20 protein-coding genes are annotated in these 23,451 nt (G+C 59.7%); 9 read left to right on the forward strand and 11 right to left on the reverse strand.

All coding sequences use genetic code 11. The annotated features are described in order from the left end of the window. Positions 1-98 precede the first annotated feature (98 nt). Entirely contained in the window at positions 99-539 is a 441-nt protein-coding gene (locus ACP7BX_RS17120) for an Lrp/AsnC family transcriptional regulator (protein WP_426129072.1), read from the reverse strand. Between the two features lie 109 nt (positions 540-648). Between ACP7BX_RS17120 and ACP7BX_RS17125 the strand changes: the two genes are divergently transcribed. Continuing rightward, positions 649-1,551, forward strand: coding sequence for a DMT family transporter (locus ACP7BX_RS17125; RefSeq protein ID WP_426129070.1), 903 nt, complete (start codon positions 649-651; stop codon positions 1,549-1,551). On the opposite strand, the gene ACP7BX_RS17130 is transcribed toward ACP7BX_RS17125, so the two are convergent. The 3 genes from ACP7BX_RS17130 to fabF form a co-directional block, all read right to left on the reverse strand. After that, entirely contained in the window at positions 1,529-3,508 is a 1,980-nt protein-coding gene (locus ACP7BX_RS17130) for a peptidase U32 family protein (RefSeq protein WP_426129068.1), read from the reverse strand. The genes ACP7BX_RS17125 and ACP7BX_RS17130 overlap by 23 nt on opposite strands. 70 nt (positions 3,509-3,578) lie before the next feature. Continuing rightward, positions 3,579-3,959, reverse strand: a complete 381-nt coding sequence (locus ACP7BX_RS17135) for a RidA family protein (protein WP_038843294.1) — start codon at positions 3,957-3,959, stop codon at positions 3,579-3,581. 65 nt (positions 3,960-4,024) lie between these two features. After that, positions 4,025-5,293 (reverse strand): beta-ketoacyl-ACP synthase II, encoded by a 1,269-nt coding sequence (fabF, locus tag ACP7BX_RS17140; RefSeq protein WP_426129065.1) that lies wholly within the window; start codon positions 5,291-5,293, stop codon positions 4,025-4,027. Between the two features lie 107 nt (positions 5,294-5,400). On the opposite strand from fabF, the gene ACP7BX_RS17145 reads away from it, so the two are divergent. Next, positions 5,401-5,883, forward strand: a complete 483-nt coding sequence (locus ACP7BX_RS17145) for a winged helix-turn-helix transcriptional regulator (RefSeq protein ID WP_016975712.1) — start codon at positions 5,401-5,403, stop codon at positions 5,881-5,883. On the opposite strand, the gene ACP7BX_RS17150 is transcribed toward ACP7BX_RS17145, so the two are convergent. Then, a complete protein-coding gene (locus ACP7BX_RS17150) occupies positions 5,884-7,206 on the reverse strand; it encodes an OprD family porin (protein WP_426129063.1) in 1,323 nt (440 codons plus the stop codon). 373 nt (positions 7,207-7,579) lie between these two features. On the opposite strand from ACP7BX_RS17150, the gene ACP7BX_RS17155 reads away from it, so the two are divergent. Next, positions 7,580-8,494, forward strand: a complete 915-nt coding sequence (locus tag ACP7BX_RS17155) for a LysR family transcriptional regulator (RefSeq protein ID WP_426129061.1) — start codon at positions 7,580-7,582, stop codon at positions 8,492-8,494. On the opposite strand, the gene ACP7BX_RS17160 is transcribed toward ACP7BX_RS17155, so the two are convergent. Continuing rightward, entirely contained in the window at positions 8,479-9,252 is a 774-nt protein-coding gene (locus ACP7BX_RS17160) for an SDR family NAD(P)-dependent oxidoreductase (protein ID WP_426129059.1), read from the reverse strand. The genes ACP7BX_RS17155 and ACP7BX_RS17160 overlap by 16 nt on opposite strands. Before the next feature lie 215 nt (positions 9,253-9,467). Between ACP7BX_RS17160 and ACP7BX_RS17165 the strand changes: the two genes are divergently transcribed. Next, a complete protein-coding gene (locus ACP7BX_RS17165; RefSeq protein ID WP_426129057.1) occupies positions 9,468-12,077 on the forward strand; it encodes a hypothetical protein in 2,610 nt (869 codons plus the stop codon). A 15-nt stretch (positions 12,078-12,092) separates the two neighbouring features. On the opposite strand, the gene ACP7BX_RS17170 is transcribed toward ACP7BX_RS17165, so the two are convergent. Beyond that, positions 12,093-13,127 (reverse strand): D-cysteine desulfhydrase family protein, encoded by a 1,035-nt coding sequence (locus ACP7BX_RS17170; RefSeq protein ID WP_426129055.1) that lies wholly within the window; start codon positions 13,125-13,127, stop codon positions 12,093-12,095. Positions 13,128-13,421: 294 nt separating this feature from the next. Between ACP7BX_RS17170 and ACP7BX_RS17175 the strand changes: the two genes are divergently transcribed. Beyond that, complete coding sequence (locus ACP7BX_RS17175) at positions 13,422-14,303, forward strand: LysR family transcriptional regulator (RefSeq protein ID WP_426129053.1); 882 nt, start codon at positions 13,422-13,424, stop codon at positions 14,301-14,303. Here the strand turns inward: ACP7BX_RS17175 and ACP7BX_RS17180 are convergent. The 3 genes from ACP7BX_RS17180 to ACP7BX_RS17190 form a co-directional block, all read right to left on the reverse strand. Next, positions 14,300-16,003: a peptidoglycan D,D-transpeptidase FtsI family protein gene (locus ACP7BX_RS17180; RefSeq protein WP_426129051.1), complete on the reverse strand. Its 1,704-nt coding sequence runs from the start codon at positions 16,001-16,003 to the stop codon at positions 14,300-14,302. The two genes, ACP7BX_RS17175 and ACP7BX_RS17180, sit on opposite strands and share 4 nt — an antisense overlap. Positions 16,004-16,012: 9 nt before the next feature. Beyond that, positions 16,013-16,276, reverse strand: a complete 264-nt coding sequence (locus ACP7BX_RS17185) for a peptidoglycan-binding domain-containing protein (protein WP_314526705.1) — start codon at positions 16,274-16,276, stop codon at positions 16,013-16,015. A gap of 235 nt (positions 16,277-16,511) precedes the next feature. Beyond that, a complete protein-coding gene (locus tag ACP7BX_RS17190) occupies positions 16,512-17,414 on the reverse strand; it encodes a LysR substrate-binding domain-containing protein (RefSeq protein ID WP_426129049.1) in 903 nt (300 codons plus the stop codon). Positions 17,415-17,519: 105 nt separating this feature from the next. Between ACP7BX_RS17190 and ACP7BX_RS17195 the strand changes: the two genes are divergently transcribed. Then, entirely contained in the window at positions 17,520-18,419 is a 900-nt protein-coding gene (locus ACP7BX_RS17195) for an alpha/beta fold hydrolase (RefSeq protein WP_426129047.1), read from the forward strand. A 103-nt stretch (positions 18,420-18,522) separates the two neighbouring features. Here the strand turns inward: ACP7BX_RS17195 and ACP7BX_RS17200 are convergent, their stop codons facing one another. Next, positions 18,523-19,392: an isocitrate lyase/PEP mutase family protein gene (locus ACP7BX_RS17200; protein WP_033902205.1), complete on the reverse strand. Its 870-nt coding sequence runs from the start codon at positions 19,390-19,392 to the stop codon at positions 18,523-18,525. A 266-nt stretch (positions 19,393-19,658) separates the two neighbouring features. Here ACP7BX_RS17200 and ACP7BX_RS17205 point away from each other — a divergent pair, with 266 nt between their 5' ends. Genes ACP7BX_RS17205 through ACP7BX_RS17215 form a run of 3 tightly spaced genes read left to right on the forward strand, consistent with a single transcriptional unit; the run spans position 19,659 to position 23,414 of the window. Further along, on the forward strand, positions 19,659-21,335 hold the full coding sequence (locus tag ACP7BX_RS17205; protein WP_426129045.1) for a hypothetical protein: 1,677 nt from the start codon (positions 19,659-19,661) through the stop codon (positions 21,333-21,335). Between the two features lie 10 nt (positions 21,336-21,345). After that, the gene (locus ACP7BX_RS17210; protein WP_426129043.1) at positions 21,346-22,329 is read left to right on the forward strand and encodes a hypothetical protein; all 984 of its coding nucleotides are present in this window, start codon (positions 21,346-21,348) and stop codon (positions 22,327-22,329) included. Then, positions 22,326-23,414 (forward strand): hypothetical protein, encoded by a 1,089-nt coding sequence (locus tag ACP7BX_RS17215; RefSeq protein WP_426129041.1) that lies wholly within the window; start codon positions 22,326-22,328, stop codon positions 23,412-23,414. Before ACP7BX_RS17210 ends, ACP7BX_RS17215 begins: the two co-directional genes overlap by 4 nt. Positions 23,415-23,451 lie beyond the last annotated feature (37 nt).

A 23,451-nucleotide genomic window follows, 5' to 3' on the forward strand; every position in this document is an offset into this window, starting at 1 on the left:
AGCGTTCTACCTGTTGTTCCAAAGAGTGGCGCCAGGATAAACAGCGCACAGTCATGACGGAATGCTCGCTCAGGCATTGCGCTAGTGACTCAAAATCACTAATCCCCCAGCGGCGGCAGGCGGCGTTTCACCGGGGTTTTCTTGACGATGGCAGTGTTGGTTTCGGCGTAGGCATTCAGCTTGTCGAGCAGGCTGTCCAGATGATCCATGGTGCGCACATGCAGGCGTGCGATGAAGCAGTCTTCGCCGGTCACCTTGTCGCACTCGGTGAATTCGGGAATCGCCTGGATCTGCCGTTCCACCTCATGCAATTTGCCGGGCAGGGGGCGGATGCGCACGATGGCTTGCAGCAGGTAGCCGAAATGCTTGGGGTCGATGTCGACGGTGTAGTGGGTCAGCACGCCGCGTTCTTCGAGACGGCGCAAACGTTCGCCGACGCTGGGCGAAGACAGCCCGGTAATGCCGGCCAGGGCCTTGAGGGACAGGCGCGAGTCGTCCATCAAAGCCGCGATGAGTTGCTGGTCGATGGTGTCAATCATGGTGTCCACCTAATAAGTAAAGGCAATCCAGCGTTTTGGCCTTTTTTAGGCGCTGGAGCCGCTGCTGAGCAGATTGCCATAATTGAGCCTCACTTGAGGAGCTTCAATCATGGACACATCCATCCGTCGCGGGTCGTGGGAAATGATCGCCGCCATGCTGATCTCGGGCACCATTGGTTGGTTTGTATTGGTGTCTGGCGTGTCGGTGATCGAAGTGGTGTTTTGGCGGTGCGTGATCGGCGGGCTGACACTGTTGCTGGTCTGCGCACTGCTGGGTTACTTGCGCCTGGACCTGCTGAGCTGGGCCAAGCTCGGCCTGGCGATGCTCAGCGGCGTGGCGATTGTCGGCAATTGGTTGCTGCTGTTCGAATCCTATTCCCGTGCGTCGATTGCCATCAGCACGGCGGTGTACAACGTGCAGCCGTTCATGTTGGTGATGCTGGCGGCGGTGTTCCTGGGAGAAAAGATCACCGCGCAGAAACTCGCGTGGTTGAGTGTGGCATTCCTGGGCATGCTCGCGATTGTCACTGCCCATGGCGACCAACCGACTGGCGACGACTACTTGGTCGGCATCGCCCTGGCGCTGGGCGCGGCCTTTCTGTACGCGATTGCGGCGCTGATCATCAAGCGTCTGAAAGAAGTGCCGCCGCATCTGATGGCGTTGATCCAGGTGACCACCGGCGCGCTGTTACTCGCGCCGATGGTGCCTTGGAACAGTCTGCCGGCCACCCCCAATGCCTGGACGGCATTGGTGACGCTGGGTGTGGTGCATACCGGCTTGATGTACGTGCTGCTGTACGGCGCGATCCAGAAACTGCCCACGGCCATTACCGGTGCGCTGTCGTTCATCTACCCGATTGCGGCGATCTTCGTCGATTGGATCGCCTTCGGGCATCGTCTGGGCTGGCTGCAATGGCTGGGTGTGGCGGCAATTCTGCTGGCGGCGGCGGGGTTGCAGCGGGGCTGGTGGTGGCCCCGCTCCCAGAGGGTCAGTGCGTACCCTGGAAAATGATGTTCTCCGGGTTGAAGTGCTCCACTGCGCTGCCCGGCTGCGGCAAGCCAAGGATGTGACCCTTGATTTTGCCCACGACGTGCATCTCGCACGGCTTGCAGTCGAACTTCAGGGTCAGCACTTCATCGCCGTGAATCAGTTGCATCGGCGCGACCTTGGTCTTCACGCCCGTGACACCCTTGGCCTGTTTAGGGCACAGGTTGAACGAGAAGCGCAGGCAGTGCTTGGTGATCATCACCGGCACTTCGCCGGTTTCTTCATGGGCTTCGAAGGCGGCGTCGATCAGCTTCACACCGTGACGGTAATAGAAATCACGGGCTTTCTGGTTGTAGACGTTGGCCAGGAACGACAGATGCGCTTCCGGATAGACCGGCGGCGGAGTGGTTTCGGCTTTGCGTCCACCACGCGGGTGAGCGGCCACACGGGCAGCGGTCAGCGCTTCGATCACCTCGCGGCGCAAGGCCTTGAGTTGTGAGTTGGGGATGAAGAACGCCTGCGGCGCATCCAACTGGATGTCGGTCGCATGGTATTCGGTGGTGCCCAGTTGGCCGAGCAGGTCGCGCAAAGTATCGAGCGCCTGCTCCGGCTTGTTGGCCACGCCGAACGGGCCGGGCAGGGTGACGCTGGCACTGATGCCTTCTTCGCTTGTAGCGGTGACTTCCAACTGTTCTTCACGTAGGCGCGCGGCCCAGGTCAGGCCGATACGGCGCTCGGATGAGGTCTTGAGCAGCGCCTGTTGCCAGTTGTGGTCCAGGTTACGGTTCAGCGGATGATTCGGGCGCAACTGGTGTAGCCCGGCCGGCATTTCATTGGGCTCGACGCGGTAGCGGTAGCGCTTCTCGCCATCTTCCTCGAACTCGCCTTTAGGCTCCGCGATGTTGGCGCGGAAACCCACCACTTCGCGCTTGATCAGCACGTTCAGGCCGTCGCCATTGGACAGCGGCTCATGGGTGACCACTTGCAAGTCACGCTTGCCGGCTTTTTCCACCACACCCACCGGCAGGCCGGTGAAGGTTGGAGTGTCGAAGGCGCCGATGTCGACCTTGCGGTCGGTAACAAAATAGTCAGTGCTGCCACGGTGGAAGGTTTTTTCCGGGTCCGGCAGGAAGAAGTGCGCTGTGCGGCCGCTGGAGGCGCGAGCCAGGTCCGGGCGGTCTTCAAGCACGTCATCCAGGCGCTGGCGGTAATAGGCGGTGATGTTCTTCACATAACCCATGTCCTTGTAGCGGCCTTCGATCTTGAACGAACGCACGCCCGCTTCGACCAGTGCGCGAATGTTGGCGCTCTGGTTGTTGTCTTTCATCGACAGCAGGTGCTTTTCAAAGGCCACGACGCGGCCCTGGTCATCTTTCAAGGTGTACGGCAGGCGACAGGCCTGGGAGCAATCGCCCCGGTTGGCGCTGCGGCCGTTCTGTGCGTGAGAGATGTTGCACTGCCCGGAGAACGCCACGCACAAGGCGCCGTGGATGAAGAACTCGATGGCGGCATCGGTTTCGTCGGCGATGGCACGGATTTCCTGCAGGTTCAGCTCACGGGCCAATACCAGCTGCGAGAAACCAGCCTGGTCGAGAAACTTGGCGCGGCCCAGGGTACGAATGTCGGTCTGGGTGCTGGCGTGCAGCTCTATGGGCGGAATATCCAGCTCCATCACGCCCAGGTCTTGCACGATCAACGCGTCGACGCCGGCGTCGTAGAGCTGATGGATCAGCTTGCGCGCGGGTTCCAGTTCGTTGTCATGCAAGATGGTGTTGATGGTGGTGAAGACGCGCGCGTGGTAACGGCGGGCGAATTCCACCAGGGACGCGATATCGCTCACGTCGTTACAGGCGTTATGGCGCGCGCCGAAGCTCGGGCCGCCAATGTACACGGCGTCGGCGCCATGCAGGATCGCCTCGCGCGCGATGGCGACATCGCGGGCAGGGCTGAGCAATTCCAGGTGATGCTTGGGCAAGGACATAGTTTTTTTAGTCAGGCTTGTCACGGTTGAGGCGCGCATTGTAGCTGTGAAATGCCTGACCGGCACCCAATCAGGCTTGAGCGGCCATCGCGGTGACTTCCACGCGCATGCCCTCTACCGCCAACGCGGCAACGCCAACCGCCGCACGCACGGGCCAGGGCTTGGCAAAGAAGCGCTTGTAGACCTCGTTGAAGGCGCCGCGATCAGCCATGTCCGTCAGATAAATGGTCAGGTGCATCACCCGGTCCATGGAGCTGCCGGCCTTTTCCAGGGCGACTTTCAAGGCTTGCAGGGTGCATTCGCTTTGCAGGGTGATATCGCCCAGCTCCAGGCTGCCATCGGCGCGGGTCGGGATCTGGGTGGACACCAAGATGCCGTTGAAGCCGATCACATCCGAAGAAATCGAGTCGGCATCGGGATCCGGGGTGTAGTGCAGGTCGTGGTTGGCCATGGGCGCCTCTCATTGGCAGGTTCAGAAAGGCGCCCATGGTCCCCGAAAAATACCGCAGGGGCAAACTACGCCCAGCGGCGGAACAACACGCTGGCATTCACGCCGCCAAAGCCGAAGCCGTTGGACAGCGCGTATTCAATCGGCATCGGCCGGGCTGCACCGTGCAGCAGGTCCAGGCCGTCCGCAAGCGCGTCGGGGTTTTGCAGGTTGAGGGTGACCGGGGCGACCTGATCGCGCAGGGCAAGTACGGTGAAGATGGCTTCGATTCCGCCCGCAGCGCCCAACAGATGCCCGGTAGCGGACTTGGTCGAACTGATCGCCGGGCTGCCGTTAGCACCGAATACCGTCCTGATCGCGGCCAGTTCGCCTTTGTCGCCTACCGGTGTGGAAGTCGCGTGAGCGTTCAAGTACTGCACCTGGGCTGCCTCGATTCCGGCTTGGCGCAATGCCTGCTGCATGGCGCGTCGCGCACCGTCGCCGTCTTCCGGGCCGGCCGTCATGTGGTAGGCATCGGCACTGGTGCCGTAGCCCACCAACTCCGCAATGGGCTGTGCGCCCCGCGCCAGGGCATGCTCCAGTTCTTCGATAACGAGGATGCCGGCGCCTTCGCCCATGACAAAACCGTCGCGCGCCTGATCGAATGGTCGCGAAGCCAATTCAGGCGTGCCGTTGAAGTCACTGGACAGCGCCCGCGCCGCCGCAAAACCCGCCAGGCTGACCCGATGAATCGCCGCTTCCGCGCCGCCGCACACCGCCACATCGACTTCACCGGCTCGAATCATTCGCGCCGCATCACCGATGGCCTGCACACCTGCGGCACAGGCCGTCACCGGCGCACCCAGCGGGCCTTTCAAACCGTAATTGATCGACACATGCCCAGCGGCCATGTTGCTCAAGAAGGACGGGATGGTAAACGGTGATAAACGCCGTGGGCCTTTGCTGTCAGTGGTGCGTACTGCATCGGCAATCGCCGGGAAACCGCCGACGCCCGACGCAATAATGGTCGCCGTACGTTCCTGTTGTTCCACTGTGTTCGGCGCCCAGCCCGCCTGCGTCAAGGCTTCATCCGCCGCCGCCAGCGCGAACAGGATAAAGCGGTCCATCTTGCGTTGTTCCTTGGCCGCCAGCAGGCGGTCCGGGTCAAATCCGGCTTCAGGATCCTGGATAGCGCTCTGCACCTGGCCACCGATGCTGACCGCCAAATCCCCGATCAACTCTTCCGGCAGGCGACGAATGCCCGATTGCCCGGCCAACAGGCGGCGCCAGGTGGATTCCACGTCAGCGCCCAACGGCGTCAGCGCGCCCATGCCTGTCACAACGATGCGTTTACTCATGATCAATCGACTCCGGTTGCGGTGAGGGAACAGACCCTATGGACGTCACTATCATCATGAAAGTAACATGGCGTCACCCACATTTGCACTGACCCACAGGAAACGCCATGCAACGCAAGTCCCTCATCAGCGACGAATGCCCGATCGCCCGCAGCCTTGAGCGGGTAGGGGAGTGGTGGAGCATTCTGATCATGCGCGACGCCTTGCACGGCCTGCGCCGCTTCGACGAGTTCTCGCGCAGCCTGGGCATCGCGCCGAATATGCTCACGCGCCGTTTGAATGGCCTGGTGGAGGCGGGGATGTTGGAGCGTCGGCCCTACAGCGAGCGCCCACCACGCTACGAATATGTGCCGACAGCCAAGGGCGAGGACTTCAGTGTGGTGCTGATGTCGCTGGTGGCCTGGGGCAACCGGCATTTCGCCGAAGAAGGTCACAGTGTGGAAGTGGTAGAGCGTGCGACCGGGTTGCCGGTGCAGCCAGCGATGGCGAATGCCGCAGGCCAGTGTGTGCCGCTGGACCAGTGCACGATCCAAGCCGGTCCAGCCGCCAGCGCAGGGATGCGCCAGCGGTTGGGGGCGATGCCGGATTGATTAGAGCAAGGTGAACGGATAGTCGACGATCAGCCGCAACTCATTCAGATCACCATCACGTTGGTCGGCGTTCGATGCCACGATCGCATCGCGGACACGCAACGACAGGTTTTTCGCCGGGCCACTCTGGATCACGTACTTGGCCTCCAGGTCGGTTTCGTGATGCGCGCCGTCGGCGCCGTAGTCGCCCACATAGGCGCTGTGATCCGGTGTGTGGGTGCCATTGATGTCCGAGCCATTGATATAGCGCCCCATGAAACTCAGCCCCGGCACGCCATAACTGGCCATGTTCAGGTCATACCGAATGCCCCAGGACTGTTCACCCGGCCCGTTGAAGTCCCCCCACTGCACCGAGTTGGCCAGGTACACCGAATCGCCGCCTTCGCCCGCGCCGTTGTTACCGGTGCCGATGTAGTCAAACGGCGTGTCGCCATGCACTTTCTGGAACGACAGCGTCAACGTGTGCGCCTGCAGGAACGAGTACGCCGCCGCCAGCGAGTAGGTGGTGTTGTTGATCGCGCCGGCCTTGGCGCTGCCAGTATCGAGGGTGCGATAGAGGTTGCCGTCCAGCGCGAGTGACTGGTCATGGGCCAGCGGGATCACGTAGTTGAGGTTGGTGTAGTACTGGCGCCAGATGTCTTCCAGTTCACCGGCGTAGACGGTCGCGCTCAGGGACGGGCTGAAGGTGTATTTGCCACCGACAAAACTGGCACTGTTGGCGGCGATATTGGCGTAGGTCGCGTAGATATCGTGGTCATGGTTGCTGGTCATGCCGCTGTTGGTGCTGGTGAAATGCCCGGCTTCCAAGTCCAGACCGCCGATTTCACTGCTGGTCAGGTCGAAACCGGTGGCGGTCTGCGGCAACAGGCGGGTGCCGCCGGTGGCGAAGACCGGGGCGGTGGGTTGCATGTCACCGAATTTCAGTTGGGTCTTGGAGACTTTGATCTTCACCGCCGCACCCACGGAGCCGTAGGCGTCTTCGGGGTCGCCATGCCGGTCTGTCGGCAGGTTGCCGGTGCCGGCGTCCGCGTGGGTGGCGTCCAGTTTCAGCCCGCCGTAGGCGTAGGCATCCACGCCGAAGCCGAGGGTGCCCTGGGTGAAGCCCGAGGCGTAGTTGAGCATCGCGCCCTGGGTCCAGTCGATGTTATCGGCCCGGCCACCTTCGCGATTACGGTTCATGTAGTAGTTGCGCAACAACCCGGTGACGCTACTGCCTTCGATAAACCCTTTGGAATCCGCCTGGTCGGTGACCGTTTCGGCAAACGCCAGTTGGCTGATACTGGCACACACCGCCAGTGCTAACAGGCTCGACTGTTTAATCATGTTGTAACTTCCCCGGAAGAATGAACGCGCGCACAGAAACACCGCACTGATTGGAGGGTGCATAAAGGTGTATGGGCAGATGTTTGCAGGTGAGCTGTTACGGTTTTTTATTGTGTTCGGCGTGGTTGCCGAGCTTGATTCTAAGCCCAGTCTGCGGGGCCTGCAGCGGGCCAAGGGATGAAACTCGATTAATTAAACTTCACTATTTTTAATCGACTGCGGGTGTAGCGTGGACGCTGTCTTAGCCGCTCTGCTTCGACAAAATCCTTTGGTTGCCGCCGCAGATTCTGCGGCGGTTTTTTTTGCGTGGCCGGGTTAGTTGAACTCACCTATGCTGCGCCACACCATTGGCATCCACCCTTCGAGACGCTGCATGAGCCTGAAATCCACCCACCTGCCAGCCTTGATCGCGTTCGAATGCGTAGCCCGTCATATGAACTTCGCGCGGGCGGCGGCCGAGATGGAGGTCACGCCCACGGCGATGTCCAAGACCATCAAGCAGCTCGAAGCGCAATTGGGCGTGCGTCTGTTCAACCGCACCACGCGCAGCGTGGCGTTGACCGAGTCGGGCAGCCAATTACTCGACACCTTGGCCCCGGCCCTGGAGCAGATTCGCTTCTCGGTGCAGCAGGTACACGACACCGCCAGCCGCCCGTATGGCGCGTTGAAAATCAACAGCTCCTACGTGGCCTACGCCTCGCTGATCGAACCCCATGTGGCGGCGTTTCTCGCGCATTACCCGGACATCAGCCTGGATATCGCCCTGGACAATGGCTTGAGCGACATCATCGGCGCAGGCTTCGACGCCGGTATCCGCCTGGGCCAGGCCTTGCAGCGTGACATGATCGCCGTGCCGCTGGGGGCATCGCAGCCGATGGTGGCCGTGGCCACGCCGGAGTACCTGGCACGCTCGGCGCCGTTGAACACACCTGAAGACCTGCTGGCCCACGACTGCATCCATCAGCGTTTGAGCAGTCGCGGGCCGCTGATGGATTGGACGTTTCGCATCGGCAAGGCCAATGTCGAGCTACAGGTGAAGGGACGCCTGGTGCTGGATGAGATGCGCACCACCTTGTCGGCGGCGCGCCTGGGGTGTGGCGTGGCCCTGGTGTTCCGGCCGTTTGCCCAGGCGGACATCGCCAGCGGCGCGTTGGTCGCGTTGCTGGAGAAATACGCGGCGCCCGCCGAGACCTTCCACCTGTATTACGCCAACCGTGCGCAAATGCCCGGAAAGCTCCGGGCATTTATCGACTTCTTCCAGGCGCGTAACCGTCAGGCCACCGAGTAGCCGCCGTCGGCCAGCAGGGCGTGACCGGACACGTAGCTGGCATCTTCCGAGCCCAAGAACGCCACGACCGTCGCCATCTCTTCAGCCGTGCCGAAACGACTGGCCGGCGTGCTGGCGGCGAACGCCTGTTGGGCGTCTACCGACGGCCAGATCCCGCGATGGTGGAAGGGTGTTTCGATCAGCCCTGGGCACAGCGCATTCACCCGTACCCCTTGCTTGAACCACTCGATGGATGCGGTCTTGGTCATGCCCACCACGGCGTGCTTGGTGCCGATATACAGCGCGGCATTCTCGAAACCGATCACGCCGCCCATGGACGCATTATTGATGATGCTGCCAAAGCCCTGTTCCAGCATCACCTTGGCCTCGTACTTCATGCAGTTGAAGACGCCGCGCACATTGGGTTCGAACACCAGGTCGAAACGCGCATTGTCCTGCTCGATCAGCGGCGCGAACACGCCTTCGGTGCCGGCATTGTTAAAGGCGATGTCCAACTGGCCGTAAGTGTCCACGGCAAACTGGACCATGGCAATGATGTCGGCTTCGCGGGTTACGTCGACCACGATGGAGGAAGCGATACCGCCCTGAGCGGTGATCTCGGCAACCACCTCGTCCAGCTCACTCTGGCGGCGGGCAGCGGCAACGATCTTTGCGCCGCGTTGCGCCAGGACAACGGCGGCTGCACGGCCAATGCCAGAGCTGGCGCCGGTGATCAGCGCGACTTTGCCTTCAAGCTGGCGGGGAGTGGATAAGGTCATGGAAAGCTCCGTTTGTGTGCTGCGCAAGGCGGTGTGCTTGCGCTATGGGCACAGGTTACGGTGAGGGATTGCCTTCGATAATCCACGCAAACACAAACGAGTTATGCGCTTGAAGTTCATAATTGCCTGGAATGCGCCGATCGTCCGCATGTCACAAGACTGTTGCACTCACCCTTCAATAATCCCTGTCCCCACGCCCAAACAGGAGATAGGTGATGCAGGTCAATTCGGTCGACAGCAAACCCACCGCAGGCGCCAACGCGAACTGGAACAAAGCGGTATCCAGGGCGGTAGACAATCAACCGGGCGACAACGGTCTCGGCCCTGACACCCGACGCCCAAGCGGGGACTTTCGTTCTGCCCAGCAGATCATCGACGACAACCCGCTGCTGAAAAACCTCGGCAACCAGAGCGGCGTGAAGGACAAGCTGCGCGAGCGCGTCGGCGATTTCGAACATGACCCAGACGCCGCCTACCGCGCCAGCCGCGTGCTGGAACACATCGAGAAACTCGACGAGAACGGCAAGCCGACAGTCAAGCGCGCCGAACTCAATGACGCTGGCAATGGGCGTATCGACGGGTTCACCAAAGGCGGCGATGCCCGCCACGGGACAGAGGCCGGGCGCCTGCAGGACTTTGGCAAATACGGCTGGGACACGCTCAAGGGCGAACTGCCGCAACCCAAGCCGAAAACGCCGCCCAAGGGTGACGCACCGTCCAACCACCTGCCACTGCCAGGCGAAGGCCGGCCGATGGGCGATACCCGCAGCGCACAACAGATCATCGACGACAACCCGTTGCTGAAAAACCTCGGCAACCAGAGCGGGGTCAAGGACAAGCTGCGCGAGCGTGTCGGTGATTTCGAACACGACCCCGATGCCGCCTGGCGTGCCGCCCAAGTACTCAACTATGTCGAGAACTACGACGAAACCGGCAAGCACATCGACGGCGGTGACGTCGGCAACGGCCGCATCGACGGTTTCACCAAGGACGGTGAAGCCCGCCATGGGACCGAGGCGGGCCGTCTGCAGGACTTTGGCAAGTACGGCTACGACAACCTCAAGGGCCTGGACGGTAACAGTGCCGACGACCAGATCAAGGACCTCAACGCCAAGGCCACGGAAGACGCGGTGAAGGCGGCTGGAGGGGACGCGTCCAAGGTCGGCGCCGACTATTTCACCACCGGCAAGACCAGCGCCAGCGGCGCCGATAAAGTCGCTGCGATCATCCAGCTGTCCACAGGCTTGGCCAACTACAAGGCCGGGGCGGATGCCTTCGCCCACCAGGGGCCGGATGCTGCCAAGGAGTGGTCAGGCGAGGGGAAGTCCCCAGGCCAGCAACGCGAAGACTTCATCAAGGACGTGCAAAGCCGCATCGACACGTTGAGCAAGGACCCTGACGTACAACAATTCCTCAACACCCAGGGCACCGCGCAACTGCAGAAAGTGGTCGCCGCCGACCCGGCACTCAAGGCGGAAATGGAGCGGCGCCTGGAAGCCTCATCCAGCACCGATGCCTTGGAGAGTGCCTTCTCCGCCAAGGGCGCCAGCACCACCGACGCACTGTCGAGTTTTATCAAGTACCCGGACTTCTACGCCCAGGCCCTGGGCAAGCAGCCGGACTACAAAAAGGCCTTGGACAACGCGCCGCAGGCGATCAAGGACAAGGTCAAGGCCGAGTACGCACACATCACGTCCGGCAAGGAAATGTCCGACCTGATTGCCAGCGGCATGCCGGCCGACAAGGCGGTGATCCAGTCCGGGGTGAACAAGGCGATCTTCGACGCGGTGCTCGATGACAAGACCGTGCAAGCCGGCACCTCGACGTTCAACGACGCTGCCGCCAAGCTGGGTCGCGAGGACTTGCTCAAGGGCCAGACCATCGATGACTTCTACCGTGGCCTGGGCGTCAGCGGCGCCAATGATCCGCGCCTGGAACAGGTGATCAACGACAACATTGCCGCGTTCACGCCTCCGGGAGAAGCCCCGCCGAAGACCGCCGATATCATCAGCGGTATCCGTGCGGTGGACGATGCGATGCGTGGCGGCGCCAAGTTCGACGATGCGATCAAGAAAGTCCAACTGAGTTGGGGCGGTAACCTGCCGTCCGGGGTCAGCGATGCGTATAAAGCCGGGGTGATGCACGGCGTGTCCGGCGTGTTGCTCGCCGGCGCTATCGGCACGCGTATCGCCAGCGGTAAGGGCGGCAGCACGGCGCAGACGGTGGGCCAGTCATTCCAGGCGGCGGGTCTGTTCCTGGAGGGCGGCGCCAAGTTTGTCCAGGATCAGTTCGACCGCACCAAACAAGGCACCTACAAGTTTGACGCGCCCAAGTACGTGAAAGACGTGGAAAACATCGGCAAGAGCCTGGGCGGCGTGGCGGGTAACGTGCTCGGCCTGGTGACCGGGGCGATTTCTGCGAAGAACTCCGCCCAGAGTGGTGACAAGGTCGGCGCAGGCTTCCAGGGCACCTTTGCCGGGCTCAATGGCCTGTCGGCGGTGGCAGGCGCGGTGGAAGTGGCCACGTATGTGGTACCGCGAATCACGACCGTGGCGGCAGGTGTCGCCGAAGCCGCAGGGGTTATCGGCGGTGCTGCGGGCGCCTTGGCCGGTGCCGTGGGCGGTATTGCTGCAGTCGGCGGGCTGATCTACGCGATCATTGCCGACATCAAGGCCGACAATGCACGCAAGAAACAGCAAGAGGATTGGTACACCGGGCTCAAGGACCAATTGGATGATTTTGGCGTTACACCGCCGCCCTTGGACGTGATTATCGCGCCGAAGAACGGCTATATCGAGGTGGGCAACCCCAGCGCCAACTACTGACCGACGGAAGGGCGCTCACGCCTGGGTCAATGCCGCGCGGTAGGCAAACAACCCAGGCGTGCCACCCGTCATGACGAACAACACATTGTCGCCACGGCGAAAACGACCTTGGCGCAGGTCGGCCAACACCCCGGCAAACGCCTTGCCAGAGTACACAGGGTCCACCAGCAAGCCCTCAAAGCGGGCCATCAGGTGCACGGCGTCCACCATGGCCTCAGTGGGCACGCCGTAACCTTCGCCCAGTTGACCGCCGTCGACATGGATAACCGCTGCGTCGAGGTCGACCTTGCTACCAAGCAAGGCTAGCGTCTCCAGGGTCAATTGTAAGGTTCGGTGGGTGCTGGTCTGTTGATCATGGAGTACGGAAAACGACTTGACGATGGAAGCGCCCCTGCCCAGTAGCTCAAAGCCTGCAGAGAGCCCCGCGTGGGTGCCGGAGCTGCCGTTGGCCACCACCACTTGGGTAAAGGCGCGATCGAGTGACGCTTCCTGGCGAACGATTTCCGCAGCGCAGCGCGCATAACCCAGGCTGCCTGCCGCCGTCGACCCTCCGGTTGGAAGCACCAAGACCTTGCGGCCTTGTTCGCGCAGGTGTGCCGCCCTGGCCTCGGCTCCGGCCAACGAGTCAGCGCCCTTGTCCAGCACGTGCATTTGGGCACCAAACAGCTGGTCCAGCAGCACGTTGCCGTTGAGCTCATACTCGAGTTCCGTCTTGGGCACCGAGCGTGTGAGTACCAATTCGCAGGCGATTCCCAGCCTTGCGCAGACGGCCGCGGTCAAGCGTGCATGGTTCGACTGAATACCGCCCACGGTGATAATCGTGTCAACGCCTTGTGCAAGCGCAGCCCCCAGGTGAAATTCCAGCTTGCGCAGCTTGTTGCCACCACCGCCGATGAGCATGTGGTCATCACGCTTGAGGAACAGGCCAATGCCTTGTTCGACCAAGCCCAAGTGCTGTTCCAACCGAGACGCCCGCTGAATCGGGGTTGGGCCTTGCAGCAGGTCGGCCTTGGGAAAGGCGCTGAGTGCGGTATCCAGTGGGGTTTGCATGGGGAAAGCCTCGTCGCTCAGGGTGATGACGGATGACTTTATGCACAAACGCGCCAGCAATAAATGGACCGGCCGTTTGCTGTCTACTAACCTGAGGTTAGCAATCCAGCCTTTGCGCTTCACAATAGAAAAGTAGCGTGAGTTAGTAATAGTCGAACCCGAAGTACTTAATACGCCGTTATCTAACTTATAAAGTTGTCGCTCCGATAGTGAGTGTTGACGAACTTAACAAGCGTGCGTATTTTTCTGCGGCCTTGTTGTTAGCGTCGTTTTTTAAGGTGTGAAGATTCGCTCATGAGCAAACTCAGGCAGATGGAAGTATTTGTGGCAGTGGTCGAAGCCGGAAGTTTTGCCGACGCTGCTTTATTGGTGGGCATGTCCGCTGTCATGGTAGGCCGCCACATTCAAAGCCTGGAAACCACACTCAACACCAAATTGATTCAAAGAACAACGCGACGTCAATCGGTGACGGGCGAGGGCCGGCTGTTTTACGAGGAAGCCAAACTCGCGTTGGAGCAGGTCAAGTATGCCTACAGCCTGGTCGAGGCCTCCACCGGCAAGCCCAGCGGGTTGTTGCGCATCACCGCGCCCATGACATTGGGGGTTTCCCTGGTGGCGCCGTTGGTCTCGGACTTTATGCGCGCTTACCCGGACATCCAGATCGAGTTGATCCTGAGCAACGAGGTCATGGACCTGTACGAAAGCTCATTCGATATAGGCTTCAGGATTTCCGAACTGATCGAAGCCAATCTGATTGCCAAGCCGCTTCCGCCTTATCGCATGGTGATCTGTGCGGCGCCTCAGTACCTCCAGGCGCGGCAAACACCCACCACGCCCGAGGATTTGCGTACGCACGATATTCTGACGCACACCTCCTGGAGCAACACATTTGCCTGGTCGCTGAAAAGCGGCGATGCGGAGTTTCCCTGGCCAGAGCGCGCAGTGCTCAAGAGCAATGACGGCCAAGTGTTGCTCCAGGCCGCCGTTGCAGGTAACGGCATACTGATGCAGCCCGACTTTCTGGTCGCCAATGCCGTTAAAGACGGCAAGCTGGTCAGCATCATGGAGGCATTTTTGCCTGAGCCCAAGCCGGTACAAATTGTGTACCCGCGCCAGAAAAAGTCCCTGCCCAAGCTGGCGGCTTTTGTCGACTTCGTCATGGCCCGCCTGGGCTAACGCGTGTTTTCGCCCAGGTTGTCAGGCGGGATGTTGTACATCCGCAAAGCTTCTGCCATGACCCGACTGAACACCGGAGCCGCTACCAGCCCGCCAAAATAGCCGTTTTTGCGTGGGTTATCGATGACCACCACAGTGGCAAACCGAGGATCCTGCACGGGCGCAAACCCCGCGAAGACGGAGCGGTAGGCGTTCGCTGTGTAGCCCTTTACGCCGGTACTGGTTTTGCGCGCCGTGCCGCTTTTACCGGCCACATGGTAGCCAGGCACCTTGGCCCGGAATATGCCCTTGGGGGCTTCGATGACTTGTTGCAGCATGTGCTTGAGGGTATCCGCGACGGTGGCTGGAATCACCTGGACGGAGGCGGGCGCCGAGGACCGCCGAAGCAGGGTGATCGGCACGCTTTTGCCACCGTCCGCCAGGATCGCGTAGGCCTTGGCCAATTGGACGGCCGTGACAGATAACCCATACCCATATGAAAGCGTCGCGGTCTCGGCCGGGCGCCATTCCCGGTAACTGGGCAAGTTGCCGGCCCGCTCACCGGGAAAACCCAGCCCGGTTTCCTGCCCCAGGCCGACACGGCGCATCAGGTCGAAGACCTTTTCACCGCCGATATCGAATGCCACTTTGCTCATTCCCACGTTGCTCGAGCGGATCAGGATGCCGGTCATGTCCAGCACCGGCCCCTGGGTCCTGGACAGATCTCGGATCGTATACCGGCCGATCTTGAGAATCCCCGAACCGACCTCGACGGTATCGGTAGGCTTCCAGCGTCCGGACTCCAGCGCCGCGCTCATGGAAAAGGGCTTCATCGTCGAGGCCGGTTCAAACACATCAATCAAGGCCCGGTTGCGCATCATCACCGGTTGGAGATGGCTTCGGTTGTTGGGGTTGTAGGTGGGGTAATTGACCATCGCCAGCACCTCCCCGGTGCGGACATCCATGATGACCACGCTGCCGGCGAAGGCATCATTGGCGCTGATGGCGTCCTGAAGCTCCCGGTTTGCCATGTATTGCAAGCGCAGGTCCAGCGACAGCGCCAGGTCTTGCCCTGGCCTTGCCGGCTTGGCGGTACCCAGGTCGCGGATGAGGCTGCCACGCCGGTCCTTCAGGACTTGCTGGCGTCCCGCAACCCCGTTCAACACATTGTCGAACGCCAATTCGATGCCTTCGCTGCCTTTGTCGTCGAGGTCGGTGAACCCCACGACATGGGCGGTCAGAGCACCTGCCGGATAGAAACGACGGGATTCCTCCAGGCTGTACACGCCGGGGATGTGGTTGTCATGGACCCCGTGGATGATCGCGTCGGCTTTGTCCGGTGGCAGGCGCCGGCTCAGGTAAACAAACTCTTTATGCGCGTTTTTTTCCAGGAACGCGGCCAGCCGGGGTTCAGGTATCTCCAGCAGCGCCGCCAGCAACGGCCATTTGTCTTGCGCAATGGCAAGCTCCCGGGCATTGGTCCAAAAGGAAATGACGGAGGTACTGACAGCCAGCGGTTCGCCATTTCTGTCGGTGATCAGGCCGCGCTGCGCGGGGAGTGGGAGATGGCGCAGGCTGCGGGCGTCCCCTTGTTTTATCAGGAACTGCCGGTTGATGACCTGCAAATCGAGGATGCGCCAGGAGATCAAAGCGACCAGCGCTGCAAAGAGTGAGATGACCACTCGAAAGCGCCAGGGGAATTCAGTGACAGACAGGTTCATAGAAATGGCTTACTGGCTAAACCATTCAGGTGTGTCGATATTGAGTTTTTCCAGGGTGGCGGAGTTAATGCTGCCGGTGATATTCAACTCCAGGTCCATTTGAAACAGGAACAGCGCGGTTTCGGTCTCCTGTCCGACGATGCCATCGATCTCCCCGGTGTAATACTCCCGCTCGGCCAGGGCCTTTTGTACGCAAACAACCAAGGCAACACCCTGGCGTGAGGCCAGTGCATCAGACAGTAAGTAAGGGGCCGTGTAATACGGCTGTTGCATGTTCTTCTTCAATGAATCGGCAACGTTATACAGCCCATAGGCAGGTACAGGTGCCTGGGAGGCCTGAGTGCATGTCGCAACTAACAAACACCCAGACAGTACAGCGCCGTGAACCCTAACCTTGTTGCATATCCTATTCACGGTACTGCCTCGTTGCGTTGATTTGAAAGCGTGTATCGGTTTTACGATACAGCAGGGATACACGCTAAAAAACGCAGCACGGGTACTTTTTGAATTAACCGCTGGTTTGGAATGAGTGCGAGATAAAACGGCGGCGCCTGCCAATGTCCTTGACGGACTCGACCAAGGCCCTGAGGGGGCCTTCGGCTTTGTCGTAAAAGGCATAGAACCGTGCGCAGGCCAGGGGCGGTAGACCTTCAGCTGCCCCCAGCTCTTTAATACCTTCGCGCAGTTGGCTACGGGCCAAGGGTGCAACGGCAAAACCGGCCAGGGCGGCGGAAATGCACCCGGCCATGCTGCTGCTCTCGAATGCCAGCCGCCAAGGTCGCCCTGCACCCGACAATGCGCGGATGGCGGCTTCACGATACACGCAGGGCTCCGGGAATACCGCCAGTGGAACAGGGCTGTCGTCAGTGAGTACGGCCTTTGAATTGAACGCCCACACCAGCGGTTCTTCCCACAACAGATCGCCTTCATCCGTTACTCGGCTGCACTGTTTGCCGAACACCACATCGAGTTTGCCTTGCTGCTGCTGTTGCAGTAGATCGGAGGTGATGCCGACTTTCATTTCAATGGCCGTGCGCGGAAAACTGCGCCCGAAGGCTTGCAGTACCTCGGCCAACCACGTGCCTGCGAAGTCCTCGGAAGAGCCAACACGGATTCGGCCCTCGACATGCGAGCCGCGCAACTTTGCGCGAAACTCCCGTTCCAGCGAGGTGATGTTTCGTGCGTAGGTGTAAAGCAATTCTCCCTCGGGGGTCAGCGCCAGACGGCGGGTTGTCCGGGTCAGCAGCCGGACCCCGACGTCGTCCTCCAGACGCTTGATATGGCCACTGACGGCCGAAGGCGTGATGGCCAGTACCTCCGCTGCTGAGGCGAAACTGCTTGAATCGACCACCGTCAAAAAGGTCCGCAGCAGGGAGATATCCAGGGAAACGGCGGGATTGTCCAGGCTCACGGCATTCACCTCAAAAAGTTGTCAATCAATCGTGATTCATCATGAATCAGTTTGTTTCGCGGCGATAGCATCTGTCTGAGCTAATCGCCTGGAGCCTGAACCATCATGAATTACGCCTTTGTGTCCACACCGCTGTTGAACGTCGGTTATCTGGAATGGAACCCCGGCTCGAACAGAGTCGCCGTACTGGTGCATGGCTGGCCGGACAGTCCTGAAACCTGGATGCGCACCGCAACAGCCTTGGCCGATGCCGGCTTTCGCGTATTGGCGCCGGCACTGCGGGGGTTCGCGCCCACCACGTTCCGTGACCTCGACACACCACGCAGTGGCGCATTGGCAACCTTGGGGCTGGACCTGCTGGATTTCATCGACGCCCTGGATTTGCAAGCGCCCGTGCTGGTCGGCCATGACTGGGGAGCCAGGGCTGTTGCCAACGCCTGCGGGCTCCGGCCGGGTGTTGCTTCGGCCTTGGTGATGGTGTCGGTGGGCTACGGGACCAATGATCCTCATCAACCCATTTCCCTCCAGCAAGCGCGAAATTACTGGTATCACTGGTTTATGGCGACACCCAGGGGGCGCGAAACAGTTGAACAGAATCGGCATGAATTCGCCCGCACTCTGTGGGAGACCTGGTCACCTGCCGGATGGTTTACGGAGGACGATTTCCAGACCGCCGGCCGTGCATTCGAGGGGCCGGATTGGGCGGAGGTGGTGTTGCATTCCTACCGCCATCGATGGGGATTCGTTGACGGCGATGCGGTATCGGATGCCGCAGATTTGAAACTGATTCCAGCCCCGGTCCTGTCGCTACCAACCCTGGTCCTGCATGGCGGTGCCGATACGTGCAATCACCCAGACAGCTCCAAAGGCCGTGAAGCGTTCTTTTCCGGGCACTACGAACGGGTCGTTATCGAGGGGGTGGGGCATTTTCCACAGCGCGAGGCGCCTGAATTGATCGCCTATGAAATCTTGAGATTTCTGCAGCAAGCAGCCCGGGTCGCTTAAACCCAGCGGTTTTATTCAGTTTTGTTCCAGCGCCCTCGACAGCCATTGATCAACCGGGGCGTTGGAACTTTTTTTGCCAGCAAGGAAAGCGGAGCGGGGCGCTTTACTCTTTGACGTCCATGAACTCTTCAGCCCACGCCACGTAGTTTTCCGGCAAGGTGTAGGTGTGCGTCAACTCGGTGGCGCTGAGGTTATCAGTGCTGTGGGTCAACTGGCGTTGGGCACGCAGGCTGTCATAAGTCGCCTTGATCGCGGCAAAGTAAGCGCCGTGACCGGCAACCACCACACGCACGCCGAGACTTGCCAGGCGCTTGGCATCATTGAGCTTGGGATTGCCGTAAGTCACCAGCATCAGTGGCACCGTCAGGTTCTCCGCGATTTTCTCCAGATGCTCGAAATCCGCTACACCGACCATGCAAATCCCATCGGCGCCGGCTTTCTGATACGCCAGGGTGCGCTCGATGACGGCTTCGGTCGGCAGCACACCGGCATTGGTCCGGGCAATGATCGACAACTCAGGATCAACACGGGCTTCCAGCGCGGCGCGGACCTTGCCGATGCCTTCTTCAATGGAGATCAGGTCGGTGGACTTGCGGCCAAACTGCGCAGGCAGCAACGTGTCTTCAATGGTCAACGCGGCCACACCGGCACGCTCAAGCTCTTCGACGGTGCGCATCACGTTCAGCGCGTTACCGTAGCCGTGGTCGGCGTCGGCAATGAACGGCAGTTGGGCGACACGCCCGATGCGGGTGGCTTGCTCAACGAACTCACTCAGGGTGATCAGCGCAAAATCGGGTGCGGCCAATACTTGTAACGACGCAACGGAGCCACCGAGGATGCCGACTTCAAAACCCAGGTCAGCGGCAATGCGCGCCGACATCGGGTCAAACACGGAAGCGGTTTCAACGCAGGTTGGGGTGGCAAGCAATTCACGGAATGTGCGGCGCAGGGCTGAGTGAGAAATCTTTGGCATGGGCTTTCCTGGTTCTGGTCATCGTCTTGTGACGATCAATGTCTATTCGTGGTGGGGCGAGATTAACATGCGGGCGAATAGGAGGTGATGACGTTTCAGCATTAGCCGGGGCTGAGGTATGGAGTGTGGGTTTACGGTTTGAGGGTGGACACGTCTATGCGTACTCTTGATTACTTTTACGCATTGCTGTACCCGATTGCATTCCGACTGGGCCTGATCTAGTCTGCGCAGACAGGCAAACTGCCAGCATTCATTAGGGAGAAAGGATGCGTACCTCCAAGAGGCCAAAACACTCCGCTGCCAGGCTGAGTGCATTTGCTGGCAGTTATGTCCTATCCGCACTCATCGTCGGACTGTCGTTGATGACCGCCGGCTGTGCCGTGCCGACTGCAACCGCTCATCTTTACCAAGTCCAACCGGCGAAAACCGAGGTGGTCGATAAAAAACTCATCGATACCGCCGGGTTGCTGCAAGCGAGGACCCGTGCTGCAAACGAACTGGACGCGCTGAAAAAGCCGCAAGCGACGGACCAAGCGATCAAGTCAGCACGGGATAAACTTGGCGCCGCCAGCGATCAGTACGAACAATCCTTGCAGGACTTGAGGAACTCCCGCGCCGGAGGCGTCTCGGCCGACTTGTTCAGCACCGACTCTACACGCGCCATACGCAAGCCAGACAGTAACGGCAGTGGCGGCGATGTATTTGCGGTGTATCTGACAGACGCCTACTTCAAGTACCTCAAGGACATGGGAGGGGTGAATGAAGTGCTGATCGTTGCCGAGTTCACGGAGGTGGGAAACGATGAAAAAACAGAAACCATCACCAAGGTGCTCGGTCCCTACCTTGGCGTCGCCGATGGTGCCAATCCTCCGATTTTGAACAAGCTGCTGTATGGTCCGAAGAAGTTGGACTCCGATCACCTGTCAATGAAGTTGACGGTGCTGGAATACGACCAGGGTGAAAACGAAGACACCGCGGCCTTTCTCGACTTCCTCGGTTCTGCCAGCAAGACGCTGTCGCTGGCGAATCCGATCACTGCAGCAGAGCAAGTGTTCGCCAAAGAAGTCGCCAAGAGCTTGCTCGCCTTGAATAAGGACGATGTGGTGATGCAGATCGATTTGGACATGGTTGCCCGCCCTGCGGACGCCACGGCTGATGAAAATGGATCGATGCTGCCGCTCAATCCAGGCAACTACGTGTTGATCAACCAAGAACGCTGCGCACCCACCAATTGCTATTTCTATCTTACGGGCAGGGGTAACCAGGAGAATCCACTGGCCTGGATTGGCGACTCATTGATGCTGATTCCTACCGCCATTCGGCGTGGTTGGGCCGACACGCCGGACCGGGTATCTCTTGAAGATATTGATTTGAGCTCCCACGCTATCCAGCCCTCCAACCACGGCTTACGCAAGGGCGGTGAGTTGTTCAAAGACAAGACCTGGCTGGCTTTTTCGATCGTCAAGGGCGGTGACGCCGGTTTGTGGGGCCGTCGTCGTGCCTTGATCGAAGCGGAGCAGGCGGTGCAATCCATCAACAAGAAAAGCACCAGTGCCTTACTGATGAATGCCGGTTACGAGCGGGCCAGAACTGCGCTGGACACTGCGCAGGAATTGGAACAGACCAGCCGCAATGGGATCACCTTCGTATCGCCCTTGAACGACAAAGGGGAGTTTGCCCCCAGTGCGACCGCCGGCACGTCTTTTTGCCTGAGTCATAACAAACCCGTCACGTCGCCCGCTTATCGGATATTCAACCTGGAAGCGAAGCCTCCCACAGAAGTCACGGGATTGACCCCTGTCAGCGTCAGTGGATCAACGAATTTAGCGTGCTTCAATTACGCTGCGAACACCTTTAAAAAAGGAAGACATCAGTTGGTCGTCACCAGTTCGGGAGAGATGATGCCGGTGATCCAAAGCGTACCCTTTGTCGTTATTCCTTGAGGACGCGACCATGGCGATGAGCAAGCTGCAACTCAAGGAACTGGTACGTCGGGTGGTGGTTGCCCAGGGCAATACGTTTATCAAAGATCTGCTGCGTGATAACGGAACGCGAATTGGTGTCACAAAGGATGATTTTTCAAACAACCTTAATGCCGCCATTGACGAAGATGTCATTACGCAAGCCAAGCTGGAAGCATGGCTTGCGGAGGTTGAAGGTTGGGGTGATCAGCATCTTTACTTGTTCCAAGCACCTGAGACTGACGCTCCCGCTTTGGCCGCTGGCATTGCTGCGAGCCCCCATGCGCGTGCATTGGATGCGGGAGTGAGCCTGGACTTTCCCGAGGGGCTGGATCTTAAGCAGATCAGCCTGGGCAGGCCCGGTCTATCGATGGAGTGGCATCAGAGCAAGGAAGGCTGGAATCGATGGACGCCGAGAGACTATGTGGTGGAGGAGGGGCTGCAGCGTTTCCGGTTCGACGCCTATCGTCAACGCTTTGATCGTAGCGTGGTGCGCTTCGAGTGGGATTTTACTCAGCCTTATTGCGCTATTTTGATACACCGTAATCCGGATATCGATCATGCCGTAGTGTTTACACAGGTGACCGAAGCACTCTGGGCCATCGGCTGTCCGGCGGTATCCCTTGTCCAAATCTCATTTAGCCAGGCGGTAAAGGTGGCCGCCAGGGATGACCACGGTGTGCATTCGACGCGTTATGAACTCGACAGTGGCTATGTGGAAATGGCATCAACACTCGCCGAAGGCGGCATCGAGTCTGTGGCAGCCGTGCGCGGTGTTCTTCACGCCGTCGACGCTAGCCAGTTCACTCGAGCCCAAGGCATGTTGCATTTTGCACCGGAGGACCACGGCACGACTCGCCGAATTCCCGTGCAGGTCTATGGCAGTGAGGGCCGTTTGAGGATTGGTGCGCAATGCAAGCGCGAGGATGTATTTAAAGTGGTCGAAACGCTCTGGGATTACAACAACCAACCATGACCAGTCTCGAGTCGAATGAGCATCGCTGGGCGGCAGAAATCAACCGACGTACGGGGCAGGGCGACGGTTTGGAATTTACCCTCGCGGCTTTTGCGCACTCCGTAGGCGCTGCAGTGATGGACCCGGTGCTGATCGCATTTGTCGACCAACTAGTGACATCAGGGAAGGCTAAAAGAATTGAGGCGTTTCGCTGCCCAATATGTACCAAAGTACTCGTAGCGCAGCTATCCGAGTGTCTTTATTGCCACACGGACTTTCAGCAGGAAGGCGTCGAGACTCTGGTCGAGTATTTCTATCGCCTTGCGGGAGCCAACAGCCGCGACATACGTTGGGTCATCGTCATCCATGGCATGAACAGTCGCGCGCCCTGGCAGGAAGAGTTCAGTTGGCAGATAGCCAATCGATTACGTTATTCGGCGCCCGTACTCATCTACAAGTATGGCTGGGCGACCATCGATGTGCTGGTTATGCCGTTACATCGAAGGTTGGCAAAGCGGCTAGGGGAAAGAATCAGGATTGCGATCAAGCAGGCGACCGACAGCGGTCGTCCCTCAAGGCCAGACATTATTGCGCACAGCTTCGGCACGCGATTGTTTTCGCTGATTCTGAACGATCCAGATTTTCACGACCTCGCGTTCGGGCGCGTAATCACGGCCGGCAGCATCGTGCGCCCCGACTTTGATTGGCGCAGTCTTATCGCGTCAGGCCGAGTGGAAGCGGTGATGAATCACGTCGGAGCTAAGGACTCGGCCGTGCCGCTTGCTCAATACACTATCCCGGGCGCAGGACCTGGGGGCAAAGAGGGTTATGCATGCACCAGCACGCTCAACGTGCGTAATACAGGGTTTGGCCACTCAGATTTTTTTGTACCATCGAATTTACGTGCTCAGATCGCTGATGGCGGATTGTGGTACAGCTTTCTGACGAAACCGCTAGCACATTTCAAACCTGCAGGGACATTTGTGCCCGAGGTGAGATGGCAACCCGCGAGCAGGCCGACACGAGGTGTGGCGCGAGTAGTGCTTTACGTTGTTTTCTGCATTGTCGGGCCTTTGTCGTGGATACGGCGCAGGTTTGATCCATAGGACACCAGGGGAGCGGCTTGGGTAATACATGATTTAA

The sequence above is a fragment of the Pseudomonas sp. DWP3-1-3b3 genome, assembly GCF_049896305.1.
In the GTDB taxonomy this organism is placed as follows: Bacteria; Pseudomonadota; Gammaproteobacteria; order Pseudomonadales; family Pseudomonadaceae; genus Aquipseudomonas; species Aquipseudomonas azotoformans_A.

Excerpts from the sequence above, each read along its gene's own strand:
- ACP7BX_RS17160 (WP_426129059.1), bottom strand. The coding sequence starts at position 9,252 with ATGACCTTATCCACTCCCCGCCAGCTTGAAGGCAAAGTCGCGCTGATC.
- ACP7BX_RS17200 (WP_033902205.1), bottom strand. The coding sequence starts at position 19,392 with ATGCCAAAGATTTCTCACTCAGCCCTGCGCCGCACATTCCGTGAATTG.
- ACP7BX_RS17130 (WP_426129068.1), bottom strand. The coding sequence starts at position 3,508 with ATGTCCTTGCCCAAGCATCACCTGGAATTGCTCAGCCCTGCCCGCGAT.
- ACP7BX_RS17205 (WP_426129045.1), top strand. The coding sequence starts at position 19,659 with ATGCGTACCTCCAAGAGGCCAAAACACTCCGCTGCCAGGCTGAGTGCA.
- ACP7BX_RS17125 (WP_426129070.1), top strand. The coding sequence starts at position 649 with ATGGACACATCCATCCGTCGCGGGTCGTGGGAAATGATCGCCGCCATG.
- ACP7BX_RS17165 (WP_426129057.1), top strand. The coding sequence starts at position 9,468 with ATGCAGGTCAATTCGGTCGACAGCAAACCCACCGCAGGCGCCAACGCG.
- ACP7BX_RS17175 (WP_426129053.1), top strand. The coding sequence starts at position 13,422 with ATGAGCAAACTCAGGCAGATGGAAGTATTTGTGGCAGTGGTCGAAGCC.
- ACP7BX_RS17215 (WP_426129041.1), top strand. The coding sequence starts at position 22,326 with ATGACCAGTCTCGAGTCGAATGAGCATCGCTGGGCGGCAGAAATCAAC.
- fabF (WP_426129065.1), bottom strand. The coding sequence starts at position 5,293 with ATGAGTAAACGCATCGTTGTGACAGGCATGGGCGCGCTGACGCCGTTG.
- ACP7BX_RS17145 (WP_016975712.1), top strand. The coding sequence starts at position 5,401 with ATGCAACGCAAGTCCCTCATCAGCGACGAATGCCCGATCGCCCGCAGC.
- ACP7BX_RS17150 (WP_426129063.1), bottom strand. The coding sequence starts at position 7,206 with ATGATTAAACAGTCGAGCCTGTTAGCACTGGCGGTGTGTGCCAGTATC.
- ACP7BX_RS17210 (WP_426129043.1), top strand. The coding sequence starts at position 21,346 with ATGGCGATGAGCAAGCTGCAACTCAAGGAACTGGTACGTCGGGTGGTG.
- ACP7BX_RS17170 (WP_426129055.1), bottom strand. The coding sequence starts at position 13,127 with ATGCAAACCCCACTGGATACCGCACTCAGCGCCTTTCCCAAGGCCGAC.
- ACP7BX_RS17185 (WP_314526705.1), bottom strand. The coding sequence starts at position 16,276 with ATGCAACAGCCGTATTACACGGCCCCTTACTTACTGTCTGATGCACTG.
- ACP7BX_RS17195 (WP_426129047.1), top strand. The coding sequence starts at position 17,520 with ATGAATTACGCCTTTGTGTCCACACCGCTGTTGAACGTCGGTTATCTG.
- ACP7BX_RS17155 (WP_426129061.1), top strand. The coding sequence starts at position 7,580 with ATGAGCCTGAAATCCACCCACCTGCCAGCCTTGATCGCGTTCGAATGC.
- ACP7BX_RS17120 (WP_426129072.1), bottom strand. The coding sequence starts at position 539 with ATGATTGACACCATCGACCAGCAACTCATCGCGGCTTTGATGGACGAC.
- ACP7BX_RS17135 (WP_038843294.1), bottom strand. The coding sequence starts at position 3,959 with ATGGCCAACCACGACCTGCACTACACCCCGGATCCCGATGCCGACTCG.
- ACP7BX_RS17180 (WP_426129051.1), bottom strand. The coding sequence starts at position 16,003 with ATGAACCTGTCTGTCACTGAATTCCCCTGGCGCTTTCGAGTGGTCATC.